The organism is Bacillota bacterium, from assembly GCA_013178125.1.
Lineage (GTDB): Bacteria > Bacillota > SHA-98 > Ch115 > JABLXJ01 > JABLXL01.
This window is the reverse complement of the sequence record JABLXJ010000005.1, coordinates 25,463-46,773: the sequence shown is the minus strand read 5'-3', so window position 1 is coordinate 46,773 and position 21,311 is coordinate 25,463. Positions and strand designations below refer to the sequence as shown.

At 56.3% G+C, this 21,311-nt stretch carries 19 protein-coding genes and 1 pseudogene; 16 read left to right on the top strand and 4 right to left on the bottom strand.

Annotation, left to right across the window (positions count from 1 at the left end; all coding sequences use genetic code 11):
- The first annotated feature begins 104 nt into the window (after positions 1–104).
- The 4 genes from gcvPB (at position 105) to HPY71_05720 (ending at position 4,575) form a co-directional block, all read left to right on the top strand.
- Positions 105–1,748 (top strand): aminomethyl-transferring glycine dehydrogenase subunit GcvPB, encoded by a 1,644-nt coding sequence (gene gcvPB / locus HPY71_05735; protein NPV53006.1) that lies wholly within the window; start codon positions 105–107, stop codon positions 1,746–1,748.
- A complete protein-coding gene (locus tag HPY71_05730; protein NPV53005.1) occupies positions 1,712–2,509 on the top strand; it encodes a radical SAM protein in 798 nt (265 codons plus the stop codon). Before gcvPB ends, HPY71_05730 begins: the two co-directional genes overlap by 37 nt.
- Positions 2,506–3,627 (top strand): radical SAM protein, encoded by a 1,122-nt coding sequence (locus tag HPY71_05725; GenBank protein NPV53004.1) that lies wholly within the window; start codon positions 2,506–2,508, stop codon positions 3,625–3,627. Before HPY71_05730 ends, HPY71_05725 begins: the two co-directional genes overlap by 4 nt.
- Before the next feature lie 111 nt (positions 3,628–3,738).
- Positions 3,739–4,575, top strand: a complete 837-nt coding sequence (locus HPY71_05720; protein NPV53003.1) for a lipoate--protein ligase family protein — start codon at positions 3,739–3,741, stop codon at positions 4,573–4,575.
- A gap of 41 nt (positions 4,576–4,616) precedes the next feature.
- Here HPY71_05720 and HPY71_05715 read toward each other — a convergent pair whose 3' ends face one another.
- Positions 4,617–5,045: a type II toxin-antitoxin system HicB family antitoxin gene (locus HPY71_05715; GenBank protein ID NPV53002.1), complete on the bottom strand. Its 429-nt coding sequence runs from the start codon at positions 5,043–5,045 to the stop codon at positions 4,617–4,619.
- A 16-nt stretch (positions 5,046–5,061) separates the two neighbouring features.
- On the bottom strand, positions 5,062–5,268 hold the full coding sequence (locus HPY71_05710) for a type II toxin-antitoxin system HicA family toxin (protein ID NPV53001.1): 207 nt from the start codon (positions 5,266–5,268) through the stop codon (positions 5,062–5,064).
- A 218-nt stretch (positions 5,269–5,486) separates the two neighbouring features.
- On the opposite strand from HPY71_05710, the gene HPY71_05705 reads away from it, so the two are divergent.
- The 7 genes from HPY71_05705 to HPY71_05675 all read left to right on the top strand — a co-directional run bounded on the left by HPY71_05705 (position 5,487) and on the right by HPY71_05675 (position 13,002).
- Entirely contained in the window at positions 5,487–6,350 is an 864-nt protein-coding gene (locus HPY71_05705; protein NPV53000.1) for a MurR/RpiR family transcriptional regulator, read from the top strand.
- A gap of 116 nt (positions 6,351–6,466) precedes the next feature.
- On the top strand, positions 6,467–7,774 hold the full coding sequence (locus HPY71_05700) for an ABC transporter substrate-binding protein (GenBank protein NPV52999.1): 1,308 nt from the start codon (positions 6,467–6,469) through the stop codon (positions 7,772–7,774).
- A 190-nt stretch (positions 7,775–7,964) separates the two neighbouring features.
- Positions 7,965–8,870 carry a sugar ABC transporter permease gene (locus HPY71_05695; protein ID NPV52998.1) on the top strand — a complete coding sequence of 302 codons (906 nt, stop codon included), beginning with the start codon at positions 7,965–7,967 and terminating at the stop codon, positions 8,868–8,870.
- 18 nt (positions 8,871–8,888) lie between these two features.
- Positions 8,889–9,728 (top strand): carbohydrate ABC transporter permease, encoded by an 840-nt coding sequence (locus HPY71_05690; protein ID NPV52997.1) that lies wholly within the window; start codon positions 8,889–8,891, stop codon positions 9,726–9,728.
- A 51-nt stretch (positions 9,729–9,779) separates the two neighbouring features.
- A complete protein-coding gene (locus HPY71_05685; protein ID NPV52996.1) occupies positions 9,780–11,450 on the top strand; it encodes a hypothetical protein in 1,671 nt (556 codons plus the stop codon).
- Positions 11,451–11,678: 228 nt separating this feature from the next.
- The gene (locus tag HPY71_05680; protein NPV52995.1) at positions 11,679–12,533 is read left to right on the top strand and encodes a class II fructose-bisphosphate aldolase; all 855 of its coding nucleotides are present in this window, start codon (positions 11,679–11,681) and stop codon (positions 12,531–12,533) included.
- Positions 12,534–12,666: 133 nt separating this feature from the next.
- On the top strand, positions 12,667–13,002 hold the full coding sequence (locus HPY71_05675; GenBank protein ID NPV52994.1) for a phage holin family protein: 336 nt from the start codon (positions 12,667–12,669) through the stop codon (positions 13,000–13,002).
- A 216-nt stretch (positions 13,003–13,218) separates the two neighbouring features.
- Here HPY71_05675 and HPY71_05670 read toward each other — a convergent pair whose 3' ends face one another.
- Positions 13,219–14,241 carry a hypothetical protein gene (locus HPY71_05670; GenBank protein ID NPV52993.1) on the bottom strand — a complete coding sequence of 341 codons (1,023 nt, stop codon included), beginning with the start codon at positions 14,239–14,241 and terminating at the stop codon, positions 13,219–13,221.
- Between the two features lie 148 nt (positions 14,242–14,389).
- Between HPY71_05670 and HPY71_05665 the strand changes: the two genes are divergently transcribed.
- Positions 14,390–15,808 (top strand): DUF401 family protein, encoded by a 1,419-nt coding sequence (locus HPY71_05665; protein NPV52992.1) that lies wholly within the window; start codon positions 14,390–14,392, stop codon positions 15,806–15,808.
- Positions 15,809–15,973: 165 nt separating this feature from the next.
- On the opposite strand, the gene HPY71_05660 is transcribed toward HPY71_05665, so the two are convergent.
- Positions 15,974–16,603, bottom strand: coding sequence for a periplasmic heavy metal sensor (locus tag HPY71_05660; protein ID NPV52991.1), 630 nt, complete (start codon positions 16,601–16,603; stop codon positions 15,974–15,976).
- A 582-nt stretch (positions 16,604–17,185) separates the two neighbouring features.
- Here HPY71_05660 and HPY71_05655 point away from each other — a divergent pair.
- The 4 genes and pseudogenes from HPY71_05655 (at position 17,186) to HPY71_05640 (ending at position 21,151) form a co-directional block, all read left to right on the top strand.
- Entirely contained in the window at positions 17,186–18,034 is an 849-nt protein-coding gene (locus tag HPY71_05655; protein NPV52990.1) for an aldo/keto reductase, read from the top strand.
- Between the two features lie 275 nt (positions 18,035–18,309).
- Positions 18,310–19,884, top strand: a complete 1,575-nt coding sequence (glpK, locus tag HPY71_05650) for a glycerol kinase GlpK (GenBank protein NPV52989.1) — start codon at positions 18,310–18,312, stop codon at positions 19,882–19,884.
- Positions 19,885–20,152: 268 nt separating this feature from the next.
- Positions 20,153–20,533, top strand: a pseudogene (locus tag HPY71_05645) (response regulator).
- 156 nt (positions 20,534–20,689) lie between these two features.
- Positions 20,690–21,151: a winged helix-turn-helix transcriptional regulator gene (locus HPY71_05640; GenBank protein ID NPV52988.1), complete on the top strand. Its 462-nt coding sequence runs from the start codon at positions 20,690–20,692 to the stop codon at positions 21,149–21,151.
- Positions 21,152–21,311: the final 160 nt, after the last annotated feature.

The window sequence follows — 21,311 nt, the reverse complement described above, 5'->3', positions numbered from 1 at the left end:
CGAGGCTAGAAAAGCGGTCGAGACTCGAAAATCATGCTTTCGGGTGATTGAATGCCAGGCTCCAGGATGATACGATAATGGGGAGGTTGTGGTGCATGGAGCGGATGAATGGCGCGGAGCAGTTGCAGCCCGGGCAAGAATGGCGGCAGGGCTGGCGCAGCCGGCCCAGGGGCGAGGTTGAACCGCTAATATTTGAACTGGGTTCGGATGGCCGGCGAGGCTATTCCCTCCCTGAATGCGATGTGCCCGAGCGTGAGGTCGAGGAGCTGATTCCCCCTGAATTCTTGCGCCAGGGCGAGCCGCGCTTGCCTGAGGTGAGCGAGATCGAGGTCATACGCCACTTCACGAGGCTCTCCCAGCTGAATTACGGTGTGGATGTGGGGTTTTATCCTTTGGGGTCGTGCACCATGAAATATAACCCCAAGGTCAACGAGGATGTCGCGAGCCTTCCGGGGTTTACGCGCCTGCACCCCTATGAGCCGGAGGAGTTGGTGCAGGGCGCTCTGGAGCTCATGTATAGGCTCGAGGGCTACCTCGCGGCGATCAGCGGGATGGAGCGCGTGACGTTACAGCCCGCGGCGGGGGCTCACGGTGAGCTTACGGGGCTCATGATGATAAAGGCATATCATGAGCACAGGGGCGAGGGTGGGCGGCGCAGGAAGGTTATCATCCCGGACTCGGCTCACGGGACCAACCCCGCCAGCGCCGCGCTATGCGGCTATCAGGTCGTCGAGGTGAAGTCGGATGAGCGTGGCGGGGTCGATATCGCTGACCTGAGGGCGCTGGTGGGCGAGGATACGGCCGCCCTGATGTTGACCAACCCGAATACGCTGGGCCTGTTCGATGAGAACATCGTCGAGATAGCGAGGATTATTCACGATAGCGGTGGCCTTCTTTATTATGATGGGGCGAATATGAATGCGACCCTTGGGATAGCTCGGCCCGGCGACATGGGATTTGATGTGGTGCATTTCAACCTGCACAAGACCTTCTCGACCCCGCATGGCGGGGGTGGGCCGGGTGCGGGGCCCGTTGGGGTAAATTCCGATCTCGTGCCCTTCCTGCCTGTGCCGACTGTGGAGATGGAGGTCATACCGGCGGGGTCCGAGGGGCATGAATCCAGCGGGCGAGGCGGGAGCGCCGGGCGGGAAGGGGGGCAGAATGGGTGGCAAAATTCATGTGGGGAGCGGGTGTGCTACTGGCTGAATTATGACCGGCCTCTTTCCATCGGCAGGGTCAGGGCGTTCTATGGGAATTTCGGGGTGCTCGTGAAGGCTTATGCTTATATCCGCGCGCTCGGGGCTGACGGGCTCAGGCGGGTTGCCGAAAACGCTGTGTTGAACGCCAACTACGTGATGCGGAGGCTGTCCGGGCATTACATCCTGCCCTACGACCGCCACTGCAAACATGAGTTCGTGCTATCAGGAAGAGATCTTGCGGAGCATGGCGTACATACAATGGATGTTGCGAAGGCGCTGCTGGATTATGGTTTTCATGCCCCAACCATATATTTTCCTGCTATAATAAAGGAAGCCATTATGATCGAGCCCACGGAGACGGAGCCCAAAGAGGTGCTGGATGCGTTTGTGGACGCTATGATAGATATAAAGGAGCGCGCCGCGAGGGCTCCGGAGGAGCTCAAGGCTGCTCCGAAAACTACAGTTGTCGGGCGGCTGGATGAAGTTACTGCTGCAAGGAGGCCCAGGCTACGTTGGAGTTTGTCAACCCATTCCGGACCGGGGTCGTGAGTGTTACAGGGACGGCATGTGCGCTCAAGTGCGCGCACTGCAACGGGCATTATCTCCGGCACATGCTTACCCGGGATCGGTGGGAGCAATTGGATAAGAATGTGATCAGGAGCTGTCTTGTGAGCGGCGGCTGCGATAGGAACGGGAAGGTCCCGATTCTGGAGAGCCTGGATGCCGTCAGGGAGCTGGGCAAGAAGTTCAGGCTGAATATCCACCCCGGGCTTCTCGATGAGGACGAGGCGCGGAGGCTGGGCGAGGTGGCGAGCGTCGTATCCTTCGATTTTGTGGTGGATGATGAAACCATAGAGGAGGTTTATGGGCTGCCGGGGCGGGGCGAGGATTATGTGAGGACCTATATCGCGTTGCGAAGATATGCCCGAGTTGTGCCGCACATCTGTATCGGGATAAAAGGCGGCGAGGTGCGCGGCGAGTTCCGGTCGATTGATATCCTACACGAGCTGGGGGTTGACGCTATCATATTTTTAGTGCTCATTCCTACGCGGGGCACGCGCTATGAATCGGCCTCTCCGCCTGAACTCCGGGAGGTGGGGCGCGTCTTTGAATACGCGAGGCAGCGTTTCCCGGGGACCCCGCTCTACCTGGGCTGCATGCGGCCACACGGGGTTTACCGGGAAAAGGTGGACAGGCTCGCCATCGATGCAGGGCTGGACCGGATCGTCCTCCCGGCTAGAGGGGCTGTGGCCTACGCTGAAAGCCTTGGGATTGATGTTGCGTGGCGAGAGGAGTGTTGCTCATTTTGAAGTCTATCCGGGTTTCCCTCGGGACCGCGATCCTGCTCGGGCTCGTCAGGGGGAGGAACAATGTCGACCCGACGACCGCATATCTCCTGACGGAGGGCGGTTGCGTGAGGGCCTGCGCCTTTTGCGCCCAGGCGAGCGCGGTAGCGAGCGGGCGCGCCGGCGACGAGAGAAATGAGAAGGATGTCGTGGTGAAGGAGAAGGATATGCTGTCCCGGGTTGTATGGCCATCCTTCCCGCTGGACGATGTGGTGGGGGCGATAGCGAGAAATGCTGTGGGTGTGATCAGGCGGGTGTGCTTTCAGGTCACGAGCAGGCCGGGTGTGCTGGAGGACGTGAAGGAGGCTGTCATGGCCCTGCAGGAGGCGTTTCGCCGCGAGGTCGCCGGGGTTGCGGGGATCGGGCCCGCTGGGGCCATGGTTGGTGTTGGGGCCAGTGGTCACAGTGGATGTGCCGCTGGCAGCGTGCCGGGCATCCCTATTTCGGTCTCATATCACCCAGGGCGGCTCGATGAGATCGAGGAGCTCTTCGCCCTCGGAGTGGAGAGGATAGGTATAGCCCTGGATGCCGCGAACGAGCGGATATTTCGCGACATAAAGGGCGGCTCGTTCACGCAAACCCTTGATTTACTCGAGCGCGCGGCGAGAAATTTCCCGGGAAAAGTGAGCACGCACATTATAGTAGGCCTGGGCGAGACCGAGGAGGAGGCTTTGAAGCTAATCCAGCGTCTGCATGACGGCGGTATCGCCGTTGGGCTGTTCGCCTTCACCCCGGTCAAGGGAACGCCGCTGGAGAACCGCTGCCCGCCCGATATCGGGGCCTACCGGCGCATCCAGGCGGGCAGGCACCTTATCGTCAAGGGCATCTCCAGGGTCGAGTCCTTCACCTTTAGCGGTGAAGGTGGGGAGTCGAGGGTAGCTGGATTAGGCATCTCCCCCTCCGAGCTTGCGCGCATTCTCGCGCCAGGGGACGCCTTCAGGACCTCGGGGTGCGTTGAGTGTAACCGGCCCTATTATAACGAAAGGCCTGGGGGTATGATTTACAACTACCCGAGGTCGCTTGCGGGGGATGAGGTGCGGCAAGCTATCGAGGAGATGGGGTTGCCCGGGCTATCATATTGATGAAGGGAGGGACGGCGCTTTTCTCCCCATCCGGGTGGACGGGATCTCTAGCGCTGGTTGAATACGAAATGGCGGCTACTGCGAACAGGATATAATACAGGGGCCTTTAATATGGCTGTGGATGAGGCCATATTGAGGTGTCATGCTCAGGGGAAAGCCCCTCCGACCTTTAGGCTATATGGGTGGAGGCCTCCGGCCCTATCCCTCGGACGACTCCAGTCCTTTCACCGCGAGGTCGACACCGAGGCCTGCAGGCGGCTCGGCGTGGACGTCGTGCGAAGGCCAACGGGCGGCCGGGCCGTGCTCCATGACATGGAGGTTACTTACAGCTTCATCGTAAGCGAATCTAACCCGTTCATCCCACGGGACCTGGGCGCCTCTTTCAGCATTGCGACGAGCGGGATAATCAAGGGGCTCGGCCGGTTCGGCGTGACAGCCAGGATTCAGGGCGGCCGGCTTGCCGGGCGTCCAGGCCCGCATCGCGAGGCTTCCCCCCGTGAATGCCAGTCCGCTGCATGCTTTGATGCCCCCTCTTGGTATGAGGTTGTAGCGGAGGACGGCCGCAAGCTCGTCGGCAGCGCCCAGGCCCGCATCGCGGGTGTGCTTTTGCAGCATGGCTCCATTTTGCTTGACTTCGATATCCAAAAGCTTGTAAGCATTTTTAAGTTCAAGGATCCCGCCGAGCAGGATAGGGTCGCCGCGGAGCTCCGGGAAAAGGCTACTTCGCTGTCGGAGTTGCTCGGCCGGCCTGTGGGATTTGAGGAGGTCTGCGACGCCGTCGCCTGGGGGGTTCGAGAGTATTTTCGCGATGCGATGCAAGGCTCTGCTATGCAGGTTGACTTCGAGATTGACTTTGAGGAGGGCCAGCTCACCCCCGATGAACTTGCCCTCGCCGAGGAGCTCGCGGCTACCAAGTACGGGATGGACGCCTGGACGGCGCAGAGATAATAAGATAAGGCGGCGCGGAGATGATGGTAGCGGCCGCTTAGCTAGGGTTGCTTCCTGGGGTGGCCGGAGTAGTCATGGATGCCGAGGTAATCCTTTAGAGCTCTCTGCAGGACACGAGAGAAATTGACCTTTTGCTGTTCTGCCAGGTCATTGAGCCACTTTGGTATGGTTAGGGTTTTCTTTACAGCCTTGTTTGCCATTTCGTCTCTAACAAGAGGCATCCATGTTTCAATAAAGGTTATAAAGGCTCCTCTTGGGACATTAATCCTGTCTGGGGGGGTTGCACTGGGTATAGGGTCTCCATCCTCCTCCAAACCATATAAGTGGAGTTCCAAAGCCTCCCTGGCCATACGGAGAGCTTCCTCCAGGGAATCTCCCTCGGTAACGCAGCCAGGTAGGTCGGGGAAGGTTACGCAGTACCCCTTTTTCTCCCCTGGCTCGAAGATAGCCGGAAATATATATTTATCCATGCATTTAGCCTCCTTTTCAGCGGAGCTTGTCTTTGCTGAGCCCTGCCTGCTTGAGGATGGTCATCACCGTCTTAGGATCTAGGTCTTTTCTAGGATGGGGAACCGTTACCTTACCTGGTTTGGTTGGGTGAATAAGTTGTATATGCGATCCTCTTTGATTTTTCTCCATCCAACCATCTTTGTATAATATTTGAAGGATTTTCCGTGATGAATAGCTCTTCAACCTTTTGGCTCCCTGCCTTGTGCGTTGATTATAGCACGTGTTATGGATACGTGTCAAATCTTTTCTAGCGCAGGCTGATTATATAGGAATTTTTTGTTTATAAAATTTTCTTTCATGGAAGAAGGAATTCTCCTTAACATGTAGTAAATATAACGTGTAGTAAACATCACATACAGAAATTACATACAGAAATTTGCATGTCAAGGGGAAAAGGAGCCATGTCGGTCCAACCAGACCAGGCGGGTGCATGTCTCGCCAGGATTCGTCAAATGTATTCATCCCTCTACCAGGCCGAGCAGAAGGTCGCGAGCTTTGTCCTCAGCCACCCGGAGGACATAATTCACCTCTCGATTACTGAGGTCGCCGAGAGGAGCGGCGTGAGTGAGGCTACCGTGGTGAGGTTTTGCCAGAGCCTTGGCTATAAAGGGTATCATGAGCTCAAGATAACCCTGGCCGGCGAGATAGTTTCCCCCCTCCGCCTCGTGCATGAGGATATAAGAGAAGACGATGATGTGGCTCAGGTGATCGAAAAGGTATTCCACTCGGATATGCAGGCGCTTCATGATACAAAGAAGATACTTGACGCGGCCGAAATAGAGAAGGCGGTCCAGGCTATAGCGGTGGCCCGGAAGGTCGAGTTCTATGCCGCGGGGAACTCCATTCCCGTGGCCCTGGATGCGCATTACAGGTTTTTGAGGATCGGCGTGCCGTCCTCGCTTTATTTCGACCCCGCCATCCAGGCCATGTCAGCGACCTTGTTAACCAAATACGATGTGGCAATCGGCATATCCCACTCGGGTAGCTCCAAAGATACAGTGGAGTCCCTGGGACTGGCCAGAGAGGCTGGCGCGACTACAATTTGCATAACCAACCATTCCAAGTCGCCTATTACCCAGGTCGCGGCGATCCAGCTTTTCACCACATCGGATGAGACGACGTTCAGGGACGAGGCCATGGCGTCCCGCATCGCTGAATTCGCAATCATCGATACCCTATATGTCGGTGTTGCTCTCCGCCGCTTCTCGCAATCGCTTGCGTACATAAGAAAGACGGGGGAGGTGGTGGTTGATAGGAAGTTTTAGGCATTTTTTGTATCGTCCATGAAAATAAATTTCACAGTTGGAGAGCATTTACCGATGAGTGTTGCCGGGCATACCGGCAAATATTCGCGAAGGAACGAAGGAGGTCAAGGATGACAATGAAGACTCTAATAGGCAACCGTGGCTGTATGATAGTGAGGAGGATTCTGATTTCGGGGCTGCTCGCCTGCCTGTTTTTGACTGCTCTGATGGTCCCGGTAGCAGGGGCTCAGGAGAAGATAAAGATCACGCTCGCGAGCATGAAGACCTTCGGGATCGATACGATGCCGTTGCTGATACGGCGCTTTGAGAAGCTTCATCCGAATGTCGAGGTCGAATTCGTTGAGATGCCTTCCCCCAATTACAGCACTGAGATCCACCAGTATCTCGTGACAACGCTGGCCGGCGAAACGGGGGACATCGATGTATTTACCATCGACTGTATCTGGTTCCCCGAATTCGGCGAGGCTGGCTGGCTCCTCAATATGGACCCTTATATAGCAGCGCAGGAGAAGGCCAACTATTTCAAGGGAGCAATTGAGACGGTATCGTATAAGGGTTACCAGGTTGGCATGCCCTGGTATCTTGATGCAGGTATGCTTTACTACCGTAAAGATCTCCTCGACAAGTACGGGTTCAAGCCGCCGAAAACATGGGATGAGCTGGTTCACCAGGCCCAGGTTATCTTGAAGGGAGAGAAGAACCCCAACCTCCACGGCTTCATCTGGCAGGGAAGGCAAGCGGAGGTTCTCGTGTGCGACCTTGTTGAGTTCCTTGGTAGCGATGGGGCCGTCCTGGATGACAAGGGGAATGTTGTGATCAATAACGAGCAGGGGCTGCGAGCGGCGCAGCTTATGTATGATCTCATCTACAAATACAAGATAACGCCAGAGTCCGTAAACACCTACGACGAGGAGCCGAGCCGCCAGGTTTTCACTTCGGGCAATGCGATATTCCTGCGCAACTGGTCCTATGTATGGAACATAGCCCAGGATCCCAAGGAGTCGAAGGTCGTCGGCAAGGTCGGCATTGCGCCGATACCGGCGTTCAAGGGCTCCAAGAGCGCATCTTGCCTTGGCGGCTACCAGTTTGGTGTGAATAAGTACAGCGAGCACCCGAAGGAAGCTGCAGAGCTGGCAAAATTCCTCTCCAACCCTGAGTCCCAGCTCTACTTCGCTCAAAAGATATCCTTTGCGCCGACGAGACCCGCGGTGTATGACAATGCGAAGCTCGCGAAGCAGAACCCGTTCCTTGTATCGCTCAAGGATGTGTTCGTATACGCGACGCCGAGGCCGATACACCCGCGATACCCTGAGATATCGTTGGTTCTGCAGTCGGAGTTCTCAAAGCTCCTGACTAATAAGCAGACGCCCAAGCAGGCGGTGGACGCTGCGGCGGAGAAGATAAAGGCGCTTCTGAAGAAGTGATCCGAAGTCCGGAGAGGTAATCTGGAGTCTAAGATAATCTGAGGTCTAAGATACCCTGAAGTCTGCAGCACCCTGAAGTCTGTAGTAATCCTAAGAAGCAATCAGAAGTGCAGAGGATCGGCCCCCGGGGCCTGGCCGGAATCCCGGCCTCCGGGGGCGCCCCTCTGTGTCATCTAGAAAGGTGACATACATGACATACATTGGGAAATTGGGGAAATTGCAGGTATCCGAAAAGAATCTCGGCTATTTCCTTGTCATACCGGCGCTGGCCGTTGTGGCTGTCATGGCCTTCTGGCCCACCCTGGCGGCGTTCTGGATGAGCCTTCATGATATATCTCTCATCTTCCGGACTAATAGATTTATAGGCCTGGAGAATTTCAGGACTATGGCCGGCGACCCGGGGTTCAGGAATGCCCTGCACAATACGGTGTATTTCACGGCTGTATCTGTGGCCCTGGAGGCCCTTCTGGGCCTAGTAATGGCGCTGGTCATGAACGGCGCGTTTAGAGGCAGGGGCGCTGTCAGAGCGTCCGTCCTCGTGCCCTGGGCAATTCCAACGGTGGTCACCTCGACCATGTGGAAGTGGATTTTCAACACGGATTATGGCTTGCTCAACTTCCTCCTCAAGAGGTTTCACATCGTATCCACCTATCTCAACTGGCTTGGAGATGGGAAGCTAGCAATGGGCTGCGCGATCATGGCGGATGTCTGGAAAACCACGCCCTTCATCGCCCTCATACTCCTGGCTGGCTTGCAGACGATCTCCCATGACCTGTATGAGGCTGCGATGATAGATGGGGCAAACTGGTGGCAGCGCTTCACCCGCATAATGCTGCCGCTGTTGCTTCCCATAGGCCTGGTTGCCGTGCTTTTGCGGACCCTGGATGCTTTCAGGGTGTTCGCCTTGATTTTCGTCCTGACGGGCGGCGGGCCAGCGGACGCGACGGAGGTCTTATCGACTTATACATATAAGGTGCTGTTTTCGACGTCAAATTTCGGCTATGGGTCGGCCCTTGCGGTGAGCATGTTTATCTCCGTAGCCATCATAAGCCTGGTTTTCCTGAACTTCATCAGGCTAGGGAGCAGGTCGAGTTAGGGAGGGCTGGATTGGGACATGAGATTCTCTCGAAATACGCAGGACTGGCTCAGCAGAGGGGCATTTTATTTTCTCGTCTTCCTTATCGTGCTGGGGTGCGTGGGGCCCTTTGCATGGCAGATTATAACATCCATAAAGCCTGCAAGAGAGCTGACGACCCTCCCACCACTCTTGCCGAGCCAGGTCACCGTGGAACACTACATCAGGGTGTTTGAGCGGCCGTTTGGCAAGTACATCATGAATAGCGTGATAGTGGCCTCGGCCACTACGGTATTCTGCCTCGTGGTGGGGTCGTTCGCCGCGTACGCGCTCGGGCGGCTTCGGATGAAGGGGAAGATGATCATACTGAGCATGGTGCTCGCCGTGTCCATGTTCCCTGAGATCGCGATCGTGAGCCCCCTTTATATAGTTATGCGCAATTTGAGGCTGCTCAATACGTATCCGGCCCTCATATTGCCATATACTACTTTCGCCATGCCGCTGACCCTGTGGATTCTAACAAGCTTTTTCAGGGAGATCCCGGCGGAGCTGGAGGAGGCCGCAAAGATCGACGGGTGCTCGCCCCTTCAGGCATTCTGGAAGGTGATCCTGCCAATTGCGGCTCCCGGGATGTTCACCACAGCCATCCTGGTCTTCATTGCGGCATGGAATGAGTTTCTCTTCGCCCTTACGTTTACAAAAACAATTCAGGCTCAGACGATCCCGGTCGGGATCGCCATGTTGCCGACCATGTACCACGTGCCATGGGGGAGCATCGCAGCGGCGTCAGTTATAGTGACTATTCCATTGATAATACTCGTGCTGGTCTTCCAGCGGAGGATAATCTCGGGGCTAACTGCCGGGGCTGTTAAGGGGTAAATAATGGTAATGGGATCAACGGGATCAATAGGAACGGGATCAATAGAATTGATGGAAACAAGTGGGGCATATTGGCATGAAAAATATCGTGAGGCCTTGGATGCCCTCCGCCGGGAGCTCGAGAGAAAGCGACGGCTTGCGAGAAAAGAGGATAAAGGTGAGGGTGAGGATGGAGGATGGCTTATAGCGTGCGGCTTCACGGTTAATCTAGATATGGTCCACAAGCTTCAAAGCAGGGAGACGGGCCAGGTCATAGAGGAGGTCATGGGTGAGGTAGCGGCATGGGCGCGGGACCGGCAGGCTCGAGACGAGCAGGCTCGGGGGCCGGCGCAGGGCTCAAAGAGGGTGGACGAGGGTGGCCCGGTCCGCATATCCGGCGATGGCATATCCGGCTATATGCCAGGCGGCATGCCTATCGATATAGCAGGTGGCAGGCCTGGCAATACGGGCAATACATCCCTGCCGCGGGTGATAAGGACCCCGCAGGATTTCATCGCGGTTTTGGTGCGCCTCCTGGAGGAGGGCAGGGGAGGCGAGTGGCAGGTAGCTACGGGGGAGATGGCGGAATGGCTCAAGGTGAAGTTCCCGGGGGACTTCAAGATCGGGGGGACCGGGGCCCAGGCAGCCAACGCCCTATCGAGCCTGGGTTTTCAATGCGCCTTGCATGCCCCAAACCTCTCATGTGGGCAGGCTAAACACCTCAACAGCCGGATCAGGATTCCCCGGGGCGGGGATCTCCTCGCGCCGCTCGAGGCCTGCAGGGAGAGCGATCCGGATGAGCTCCATTTCATCATCGAATATGACCCTGGACTGGAGGTCACGGTCGCGGGGAGGACGATACGGCCTGTTACCTCAAATAGGATCATTCTGCCGTATGATCGTATGCTTTCGTCTTTCGAGATCGATGGTGATTTCATAGACTACGTGTTGAATCACGCGCCCGCCATCAGCTCGCTGCTCGTCACGGGTTTCAATGCATTGAGGGCTGATGAGGACTGGGTCGACCGGGTGGACCGCGTCGCGGAGTTCGTGAGAGAATTCCGGTCGCGCAATGCCGGAGCGCTTATTCACCTCGAGGAGGGGGATACGAGGTGCGGTGAAGGGCGGAGATATATGATTGAGCACCTCTACCGTATGGTGGATAGCGTAGGGATGAATGAGGATGAATTTCGAGATATCACCGGGGTTCAGGCGGACCGCGACCCGGTGCGCTCCGTCGAGACACTGATGGGGCTGCTTGAGGCCTATGGGCTTAAGAGGGTTAACCTGCATACCCGGGATTTCTCACTATCTGCAACGCGCCTGGACCCGGAGAAGGAGCAGCGGGCCCAGCTGGTGGCCTCCCTTCTCGCCGCCAACAGGGCGAGGACCGGGGCGTTCGGCGATCTCGAGGCGGTCGCTCGGAATACCAGCCTGCCCCTGAGCGTCAGGGGGCTGGATGTTGAACGCCGGTTGCAGGAGAGCATCGGGCTCGCCGGGGGGCGAAAGGAGATCGTGCTCGGCCGGCAATCCGCCGGGCCTGCGCAGCGGCCTGTGAAGGTGCAGGAGTCCGGGCAGTGGCGCGACGCCGGTGAAGGAGGGGTCAGCGGGCGACGGGCCAACGGGCGATGGAGCAGCGGGCGCGCCTGGATTGTATTCTCCCCGGCCAGGAACGTGGAGCGGCCCGCGTGCACGGTGGGGCTGGGTGACTCCTATACCGCAGGGATTCTGGCTATGTATTAATTGATGGCGCCATGTATTATTAACGGCAGACCTGGTTCTGACTGGTCTGGTCCCGGATTAGCGGGGTCAGGCAAATTGGCTGGGTTAGCTGGATTTACCATACGAAGTGATCACACGAGATTGTGAGTTCTGTGACGCGGACTTGTCGTGGGTCTCATAATCAGGTCTCGTAAATCATAATACAAATGATCGGGTCTCATAATACAGATTTCTAGGAGGAAACTTAATATGCCAGTCGTTCCAATGATTGAACTCTTGAACGAAGCCTACAAGAAAGGATATGCGCTCGGGGCGTTCAATGTAAATAACCTGGAGATGGTCCAGGCTGTGATAGAGGTCGCCGAGGAGGAAAATTCCCCTGTGATAGTCCAGGCGGCCCCGTCAGAGCTCGAGTACGCGGGGTGGAATGTCCTGCCGGGTATGGTGAGAAGCATCGCTGATAACCACGGTGTTATTCTCGCGCTGCACCTCGACCACGGCAAGACATTCGATGATGCGATCCGGAGCATCCGCAGCGGCCTCACCTCGGTTATGATCGATTGCTCTACCCTCCCGTTCCGTGATAATGTCGCTCAAACCAGGGAGATCGTGAGGGTAGCCCACGCTGTTGGCGTGACTGTAGAGGCCGAGCTGGGAAGGATCGGAGGCGAAGAGTTCGATATACGAAATTCGAGTCCTGATGCCTTCATGACAGATCCCGAGGAGGCCAGGAGCTTCGTTGAGGAGACGGATGTCGATACCCTTGCGATTGCCATTGGGACAGCGCATGGCCTCTACAAGCATGAACCTAGACTGGATTTCGACAGGCTGGATAGGATAAATAAGCTTCTTGGCATGCCTCTAGTCTTGCACGGCGGGACGGGCCTATCTGAAGCGGATATCAAGAAGGCTGTAAGCCTCGGCGTGGCGAAGCTCAATATAAGCACGGCATCCCGGGAGGCGCTTATAAGGAACTTTATGGAATTTTGCAGTGAACATCCTGAAAACCTTGACCTGATGAAAGTGATGGGGCATGCCAAGGAGTCGATGAAGAAGGTCGTGAGGTCTGTTATCAGGATGCTTGGGAGCGATAATAAGGTGTGACCTGGTTGTGACCCGGTAAAATCACCCCCTATTGTAAATCCTTGCTGTTATCGCATGCATATTTATCGAGGATATGGTGAAGATATAGGTGTAGTGTAGTCAGGAAATCCTATGTCATGGGGGGTGAAGCCAAGTGAATGATTGGATACGTCACCTGGTGAGGTTTATCGTATCCGCGCTGGTCTTAATGTTTGTCGGGCTAATTGTCCCGGGGTTCAGCACTTTGAGTTTCGTCAACGCCCTGATTGCAGCTGCGGTAATCACGATAATCGGCTACATCATTGAGGCCGTTATCGGAAGGGGCGTGTCGCCTTACGGCCGCGGGATCGTCGGATTTCTGGTATCCGCTGCCGTGATCTACGTGGCGCAGTTCGTCGTGCCGACCATGCGCGTGACCGTGCTGGGGGCGTTGATAGCCGCGTTTGTTATTGGGCTGATTGATATGTTCATCCCGACGACTATCCGGTAGGCCTGTAAAGTCCGGTGAGCGGATAAGCATGAGTATAACGATAAGCATAAGTAGTGGAGTGGTGGTTATTGGCTGAGGTCGGCTGAAACGGTGACGGTGGTTAACTTAGCAACTTAACCCGGCAGCCTGATCCTGGTGGCTGACGGCAAACGCCTCAGACGGTATGAGTCAAAATGTGAGAGAGCGCCGGTGGTAAAGATCCTGGCGCTCTCAAGTTTAAATCTTCATCAGGATCGTGGCGAACCCGATAACCATAGTGATCACTGTGCCTATCATCCAGCGGGTTGTGGTATGGAGCTCCTGCCGTAAAATTTTCATCTCGCCCTCGAGGCGATCCATTCGCATGCCGAGCAGTGAATCCTGTTTATCCATTCTGTCACAGAGATCGATCCGCTGCCGGTCGATCCTATCAGCAAGATAGGCCCCTTGTTGTTCCATTTTGTCCATGAGATGGACCCCTTGTTGCTCCATCCTGTTAATAAGATAGATTCCCTGCCGCTCCATTCTATCATTAAGATAGGCCCCTTGCTGCTCAATTTTATCTATAAGTTCGGCTTTCTGTAGGTTCATCCTATCTATGAGCTCGTCTTTCTGCTGATCCATCCTCTTTGTGAGCTCGTCCTTTTGTCGATCCATCCTATCTATGAGCTCATCCTTTTGTCGATCCATCCTATCTATGAGTTCATCCTTTTGCAGGTTCATCCTATCTATAAGTTCAGTCTTTTGCTGCTCTATTTTCCCTACGAGTTCGTCTTTCTGCCGGTCTATTCTCTCAAAGAGCTCATTTTTTTGTTGGTCCATCCTGTCCGTGAGATCAATTCTTTGCAGGTCAATCTTATCCGAGAGTTCACCTTTTTGTTGATTCGATCTTCCTATGAGCTCGTTTTGCTGCCGGTCTATTCTCTCCAAGAGCTCGATTCTTATCTGGCTCATAAGTTCATTTTTCTGTTGATCCATTCGGGAATGGAATTCCGCCCGCGTGACGAGCACGGAGTGTACCTCCGTCACCTCTGAGGATAGGCGTTCTATGGAAGCTGAAAGGCGGTCATCGAGCTGGCGGATATCCATGCGCAAGTCGGTTATATCCTGGCCTAGTTTCTCCAGATACTTAGCCTGCCAGTCCATCTTGGACCTTCCCTCCGTATCCTCGCCGGTAGTGGCGATTTCGCTGCGCGAAGCACGCTCATCTCCAGCTAGCGTAGCCTGGGCAGGTACGATATGTGCTACATCCAATTCCAAAGCGCTTCCCTCCGCAGGGAGACTGTGAGCAAGAAAGCGAGTGTATATATTTACTGTCTTCATCATACCATTATTTTCCTGGCAAGTCAAGGGGGTATTTTTTAGACATATTTTGTAAGAGTACTCGATCCCGCCCGGGAGGACTCAGGTGCAACCCGTCGAAGAACCTATATTGAAGGTTCGAAAGAAGATTCGAAAAGAAAGGTTTGAAAACCACATGTTAGAACTCCTGCGCCTTATCGCAGTCTGCCTACTTATGATAGTCCTGCTACGACGCAACCTGAATCTCGGGCTTACGATGCTCCTTGCCGCGGCAGCACTTGGGGTCAGTTCAGGAATGGGGGTCGCGTCGCTGGGTGTGACCGCTATAAAGTCCGCTACATCCCCTGATACGCTGGGGCTTATCATCGCCCTGGTCTTGATCGCGTTTCTGGAGCATGCGATGAGACGTGCAGGGCTGATGCAGAGAATGGTGGGCGCACTTCGCGTCCTGATTGCGGACCGGCGCATTATCATGGCTGCCCTGCCGGCGTTTCTCGGGCTCCTACCGTCGGCGGGCGGGGCGCGCTTCTCTGCGCCCCTGGTCCACCAGGTCACAACGGACCTCGAGATCGTCCCCGAGCGCAAGGCATTTATCAACTACTGGTACAGGCATATCTGGGAGTGCGTCATGCCGATCTACCCTTCTATCATCGTGGCGGGTCAGGTTCTGAATTTACCCCTGGACCGGCTTATAATGGCGATGCTCCCCATGGTACCGATTACGGTCGTGGCGGGGATGATTCCTGCATTTAAGGGAATGACGAGCAAGGGGATGATAAGCAGGGAGACGGGGAACGGTGAGATGGCGAGCGATAAGGCAGCGAGCGCGGCCACGGCAACACTGACGCCGCCAGCGCTGGAACCCCTGGCAACGTCAGCAGGTCCGGCGACGTTAGCACCAGTGAAGGCGGCGGGGGGGCCGGCGCCAGCGAATAGGATATCCTGCGCGCTTGATGCCCTGACAGCGCTCAGTCCGGTCATCGCGATCGTGGTGGGCGTCACGATCTTGAAACTGGATATAGCGGTTGCCGTCGCAGCCGTCCTCATGATTATGATAATAGTGGGGATGTATTCGCCAGGGGATGTATGGAAGCTTGTGCGCGAAGGCTTTTCTTTGAATGTAGTCTTCCTCGTCCTCGGGGTTATGCTGTTCAGGGATATCCTCGTGGCAAGCGGCGCGCTGAATCAAATATCTGCTTTCCTCGGTGCTACAGGAGTCCCGCCCATGATTCTCCTATGCATCCTGCCGTTTTTGGTGGCGTTTTCGACGGGCCTCGGGGTCACGGTCCCTGGGATCGCGTTCCCACTCCTTATGGGGATATTGCGCACCGCAGGCGGTGTTGACCTTTCTCTCGTAGTATTCGCCTTCGTGAGCGGTTTTGTAGGGGCGATGCTGTCGCCAGCCCACCTATGCCTTGTTCTCACAGTGGACTATTTCAAGGCTAGCTTTACAAGGGTGCAGAATTCCCTTTGGGCGCCCGCGTTGGCGGTTGAGCTTGCGGCGCTATTGCTCGCATTTCTTTGAATCTTTGAATCATAGAAGGCTTGTATACAGAAAGGCTATAGAAAGGCTCGCATCCGGGCCACGGTATTCAGGCCCGGATACGAGCAAGGTTATTTGATGTTATCTTACTGTACCGAACTATATATTTACCGAACTATATATTCCTGGCGCTATGGGCTGTGATGATTACTGGTTTGCACCTGCGCTCCACGCGTTGCCATAATAGCCGCCGCACGGGCCAAGGCCGCCGCCCATCATGCCGCATCCGCCGCCGAAACCGCCGAAGCCGCCTCTACCACCACGACCGCCACGGCCGCCCCTGGCGCCCCAGCCATATTGCTGGGCGCTGGCATCGTCGAGCTTCTTCTGCTGCTCGGGCGTCAATACGTTCCTCATCGCATCAAATAGGGTTTTCGCCTCGTTAGCCAGTCTGACCCGGATCGAGGTGACCTCAGCGGTCTTGGCAGAGATTTTCTGCTCATCCGGCGGGGTCTGGGACCAGAGCTGGCGCAGTTCGAGCATCTTCTGCTGGAGCTGGAACCTTAAATCCTGGGTTTTTGCTATGAAATCCTGGCGAAGCTTTAGGAGCTGCTGCTGCTGGTCGGCCGAGAGCCCAAGATACCCGGCGAGCCTTTCAAGTCCTTTCGCGTTGAAGCCGAATCCTCCCGCGGCCCCGGCCGCTGGTCCGGCACCCCAGGCTCCTGCCCCTGCTCCTGGACCTCCAAGCTTGCCAGGCCTGCCTGCGGCCCCTGCAATGCCTACCGTCCCCACGATAAGTAATGTTACCAGAGCTAACCCTATAAACCTTCTCATCACCGTCTTTGCAACCCCTTTCCCAGATTCTTTTGGACTGATTCTTTTAGACTCCTCTTTCTCTATTTCTCGAATTCCTTTTCGAGTCGATTTGATTGTAGCATGTCAATATGAAGAAAGTTTGAAGAAAGGGAGAAACATATATGAATTGAGCATGAAACTTTCGGGATTGGAGGGAACTTTCGGAGTTAGTAGAACGATTTTCTTAAAATTGTAGTGTAGGAACTTGTTGACGGACCGTCGGTCCTATTATGATCAGCTTAAGCTGGCCCGCACACTGTGTTGCCATGTCTTATATACTGTTGTGTTACGCGATTAACATAAATCAGCCTATTATTAAACTGGCTAATATGCTATACCCAGCCCAGCTCGTATGACCATGTTGAGGAATACACCCGTCTCGAGCCTGGCGCGCTCACCCGGGCGTGGCATGACCAGTATGACCACCCTGGGCAGGCTATATAGCCGATATGATTATCGAGCATAAAACAGGGAGCATGAGAGGGTCAACGAGCATGAGCGTGGCAAGAAGCAGGTCATCTGAATAATGGCGATAGAGAGAAGGAGGTCATCTGGATAATGGCGATGGAGAGGCGTATGCTGGGGAGAACCGGCGAGGAGGTTTCAATAATCGGGTTTGGTGGTATCGTGGTGATGAACCTCGAGCAGGGCGAGGCGAATTCCATCGTGGCCGAGGCGATCGACCGCGGCATCAATTATTTTGACGTGGCCCCAAGTTACGGCAACGCTGAGGACCGCCTCGGGCCTGCGATCGAGCACAGGCGGGATGGAATATTCCTTGCATGCAAGACCGGCAAGAGGAGGAAGGCCGAGGCATCGGCCGAGCTTCGCGAATCCCTTCGCAAGCTGAGGACAGACCATTTCGACCTCTATCAGCTGCACGGGATGGCCACGGAGGAGGACTTCGAACAGGCGATGGGCCCGGGCGGCGCCATTGAGGCGCTCATCGAGGCGCGGGAGGAGGGGCTCGTCCGGCACCTGGGCTTTTCAGCTCACTCCGTGGAGATAGCATTGAAGCTGATAGATGCCTTTGAATTCGATACAGTGCTCTTCCCGGTCAACTGGGTCAATTATTTCAATGCTGGCTTTGGTCCACAGGTGCTCGAGCGGGCACAGATGAAAGGTATGGGGTGCCTGGCGATAAAGGCCATGGCCAGGACGCTCGTCCCGGAAGGGCGGGAACGGAGATACGCTAAGTGCTGGTACGAGCCGGTAGACGATCCCGAGCTGGCCGCCCTGGCCCTGCGTTTCACGCTTTCCCAACCGGTAGCTGCGGCGATCCCGCCTGGCGAGCCAGCTCTCTTCCGGGTCGCGCTCGATGTCGGGGAGCGGTTTACGAGGATTTCAGCGGCCGAGATTGAAGTCTTGCGAGAACGGGTTAAGGGGCTGGAACCTATATTCCGGTGTGCATGAACCCATCATATCCTGGTATTCTAATAGCCGTAATGCAGCAGGGATAATAGCAATAGCTATAGTGGTCGAAGTATGGTAGGCAGCAGGTAGAATAGCTATAGTAGTCGAAGTATAATAGGCGAAGTATAACAGGTGGCCGGGAAGTATGGAAGTAGGAAGTATAGAGGAAGCATCGAAGCATCGAAGCATAGAGGGATAGCAGGTAGTGGGAAGCATGAAGAGAGAAAACATAGAGAGAAGCCAGAGCGAGAAGTATAGAGCGGGGGCATCCGGTTATGGCAAGGTATATCATGGCCCTGGACCAGGGGACTACGAGCTCGCGCGCGATCTTGTTCAACGTTGACGGCCAGGTTGTTGCGATGGCGGCCAGGGAATTCGAGCAGGTGTATCCCAGGCCCGGGTGGGTCGAGCACAGGCCCATGGACATTCTCAATTCACAACTCGATGCAGCGCAGAGGGTCATCAGGGAATCAGGGATCGATTCCCGGGATATAGCCGCGATAGGGATCACGAACCAGCGCGAGACGACGATCCTGTGGGACCGGGCCACGGGTGAGCCCGTCTATAATGCTATCGTGTGGCAGTGCCGTAGGACCGCGCCGATATGTGATGAACTGGCGAGATCGGGGCATGTCGATGAGATTCGCGAGAAGACCGGGCTCATCCCCGATGCCTACTTCTCAGCTACAAAAGTCAGGTGGCTCCTGGATGAGGTTCCCGGGCTGAGGGAGCGGGCCGAGCGCGGGGACATCGCCTTTGGGAACGTGGATTCCTGGCTCCTCTGGAACCTTACGGGGGAAAGGGTTCATGCGACAGATTACTCCAATGCGTCGAGGACGATGATGTTCAATATAGGGTCGCTGGAATGGGACCACGAGCTGCTTGAAACCCTTGGCATACCCGGGGTTATGCTGCCGCAGGTATTGCCCTCCAGCAGCATCTACGGGCTCACGCGGGCGGAGATATTCGGCGCCGAGATTCCCATAGCAGGGGACGCCGGAGACCAGCAGGCTGCCCTCTTCGGCCAGGCGTGCTTCGCCCCGGGCTCCGTAAAGGCCACTTACGGCACAGGCTGTTTCATATTAATGAATACGGGCCATCAGCCGGTCCGTTCAGAGAAGGGGCTTATCACCACCATCGCCTGGGGAGTGGACGGGAGGGTTGAATATGCCCTCGAGGGGAGTATATTCATCGGAGGGGCGGTCATCCAATGGCTCAGGGACCAGCTGGGGGTCATCAAGTCGGCACCGGAATCGGAGGCGTGCGCGCGACGGGTAGCCGATACGGGCGGGGTCTATGTGGTGCCGGCATTTGTCGGGCTCGGCGCCCCTTATTGGGATATGTACGCCCGCGGCGCGATCGTCGGGATCACGCGGGGGACCTCCCGGGACCATATTGTGCGGGCGGCGCTCGAATCGATTGCATACCAGACCCGCGACGTGATCTCGGTCATGGCCGATGAGGTTGGTCTTTACGCCGAGGCCGGTCTCCACGGCGAGGCCGGTCTCTATGACGGGGTGGATCCTCGAGATGAGGCCAGCCATTGCCTGTCCGGCTCTGGCCTGCGCCTGCGCGTTGATGGCGGGGCGATCCGGAATAATTTCCTTGCGCAATTCCAGGCTGATATCCTCGGCACGCCGGTGGAGAGGCCGGCGGTGACTGAGACGACTGCGCTGGGGGCGGCATATCTTGCGGGCCTCGCGGTCGGGTTCTGGCGCGACCGCGACGAGATAGCGCACAGGTGGAAACTGGGGGCGCGCTTTGAGCCGGCGATGGCGGCGGGGCGCAGGGATGAGCTTTATCGCGGCTGGCAGCGCGCTGTGGAGCGCGCGATGCGGTGGGCGCATTGACCAAAGATAGGCCTCTACAATGCTCCTACAATAGCCCGTTCATTCCGTGTAAACCCATAAACCCTTGCATCTTGTAGGATCATTTCATGTACGGTAGGATGAGAAGTGATAAGAAGTAAAGGACTTCTTTCTTCTCATCCTCTTTTTTCGATCTTCTCGACCGGTTGGTGGAGTTTTTCTCGACCAGCTTTCGGCCGGATTTTCCGGCTATGGTCTGTGCCGGGTCAGGCGTATGGGGGTATATAGGGTATATTATGGGGTGTATGGTATGGGAGTAGAGGATGTAAGAATACTGCTCGTTGATGATGATCCCAACGTCATCGAGCTGCTGAACCTATATCTAAAGAAGGAAGGTTTTCAGACGGTGAGCGCCAAGGACGGGCGTGAGGCCCTGCATATGGCGCGCGGCGAGGGGCCGGCGCCGCAGCCGCAGCTTATCATCCTGGACGTGATGTTGCCGGACCTGGATGGGTGGGCGGTGTTGAAGCATCTCAGGGAGAATGGAAACAGGACGCCCGTGATCATGCTCACGGCGAAGTCCGAGGACCATGACAAGATTCTGGGCCTGGAGCTCGGCGCCGACGATTATGTGGCCAAGCCGTTCAATCCGATAGAGGTCGTCGCGCGGGTCAAGGCGGTCCTGAGGCGTACCTGTGAAGGAAGCGGCGGCGGCGCAGGCGACGTTGAGGGCAGCGGCGCCCACGGCAGCAGCGGCGCGAGCCGTGATGCTGGCGGTGCAGGCCGTGACGCGGGCGGTGTACCTGGTGTAGCTGGCGCCGGCGTTGCGGGTGCGAGCCCGCGCGGGATGGACGGGATGGACCAGGAGCAGGTCGTGACCTACCCCGGCCTCTCGGTGAGCCTTTCCGATTACGAAGTGCGGGTGGACGGCCAGCCCGTGCCATTTACGAGGAAGGAGATAGAGCTCCTCTGGGCCCTGGCAAGCAACCCCGGGAGGGCGTTCACGCGGGAGCAGCTCATCCAGCGCGTCTGGGGAGGGGATTTCTACGGTGACGACCGGACCGTGGACGTTCATATAAAACGGATAAGGGAAAAGCTCAGTGAAGGGGTTAGGGGCGCTTGGATCCCGGGAGGCGGAGGAGACCAGGTAGGAGAGGTAGACAGGATAGGCGAGACGGTCGAGACAGGCAAGACGGGCGACACAGGCCGTGCAGACCGGGTGGGTCGCCGGGCGGCTGGGCGGTTCGAGCACTCCTGGCGCATAAAAACCGTGTGGGGCGTGGGATACAAGTTTGAGTTGCTGGAGTAGGCCTCTATGCGCTGGCGCCACCGAGAGCGCCATAGAGAATAAAAATGTCTCTTGAGTTAATTGGGCGGCTTTTAGGAGAGGATTAGTCGTTGCGGCGGTTATTGGTTACGGTTACTGGCTGGAGATTATCTTTGATTGAAAATTATCTATTGCAAGGTTA

What these genes read in the sequence shown, in the direction of transcription:
- gcvPB (NPV53006.1), top strand. Translation starts at nt 105, where the DNA reads ATGAATGGCGCGGAGCAGTTGCAGCCCGGGCAAGAATGGCGGCAGGGC.
- HPY71_05720 (NPV53003.1), top strand. Translation starts at nt 3,739, where the DNA reads ATGGCTGTGGATGAGGCCATATTGAGGTGTCATGCTCAGGGGAAAGCC.
- HPY71_05715 (NPV53002.1), bottom strand. Translation starts at nt 5,045, where the DNA reads ATGGATAAATATATATTTCCGGCTATCTTCGAGCCAGGGGAGAAAAAG.
- HPY71_05705 (NPV53000.1), top strand. Translation starts at nt 5,487, where the DNA reads ATGTCGGTCCAACCAGACCAGGCGGGTGCATGTCTCGCCAGGATTCGT.
- HPY71_05700 (NPV52999.1), top strand. Translation starts at nt 6,467, where the DNA reads ATGAAGACTCTAATAGGCAACCGTGGCTGTATGATAGTGAGGAGGATT.
- HPY71_05695 (NPV52998.1), top strand. Translation starts at nt 7,965, where the DNA reads ATGACATACATTGGGAAATTGGGGAAATTGCAGGTATCCGAAAAGAAT.
- HPY71_05690 (NPV52997.1), top strand. Translation starts at nt 8,889, where the DNA reads ATGAGATTCTCTCGAAATACGCAGGACTGGCTCAGCAGAGGGGCATTT.
- HPY71_05685 (NPV52996.1), top strand. Translation starts at nt 9,780, where the DNA reads ATGGAAACAAGTGGGGCATATTGGCATGAAAAATATCGTGAGGCCTTG.
- HPY71_05680 (NPV52995.1), top strand. Translation starts at nt 11,679, where the DNA reads ATGCCAGTCGTTCCAATGATTGAACTCTTGAACGAAGCCTACAAGAAA.
- HPY71_05655 (NPV52990.1), top strand. Translation starts at nt 17,186, where the DNA reads ATGGAGAGGCGTATGCTGGGGAGAACCGGCGAGGAGGTTTCAATAATC.
- glpK (NPV52989.1), top strand. Translation starts at nt 18,310, where the DNA reads ATGGCAAGGTATATCATGGCCCTGGACCAGGGGACTACGAGCTCGCGC.
- HPY71_05640 (NPV52988.1), top strand. Translation starts at nt 20,690, where the DNA reads ATGGACGGGATGGACCAGGAGCAGGTCGTGACCTACCCCGGCCTCTCG.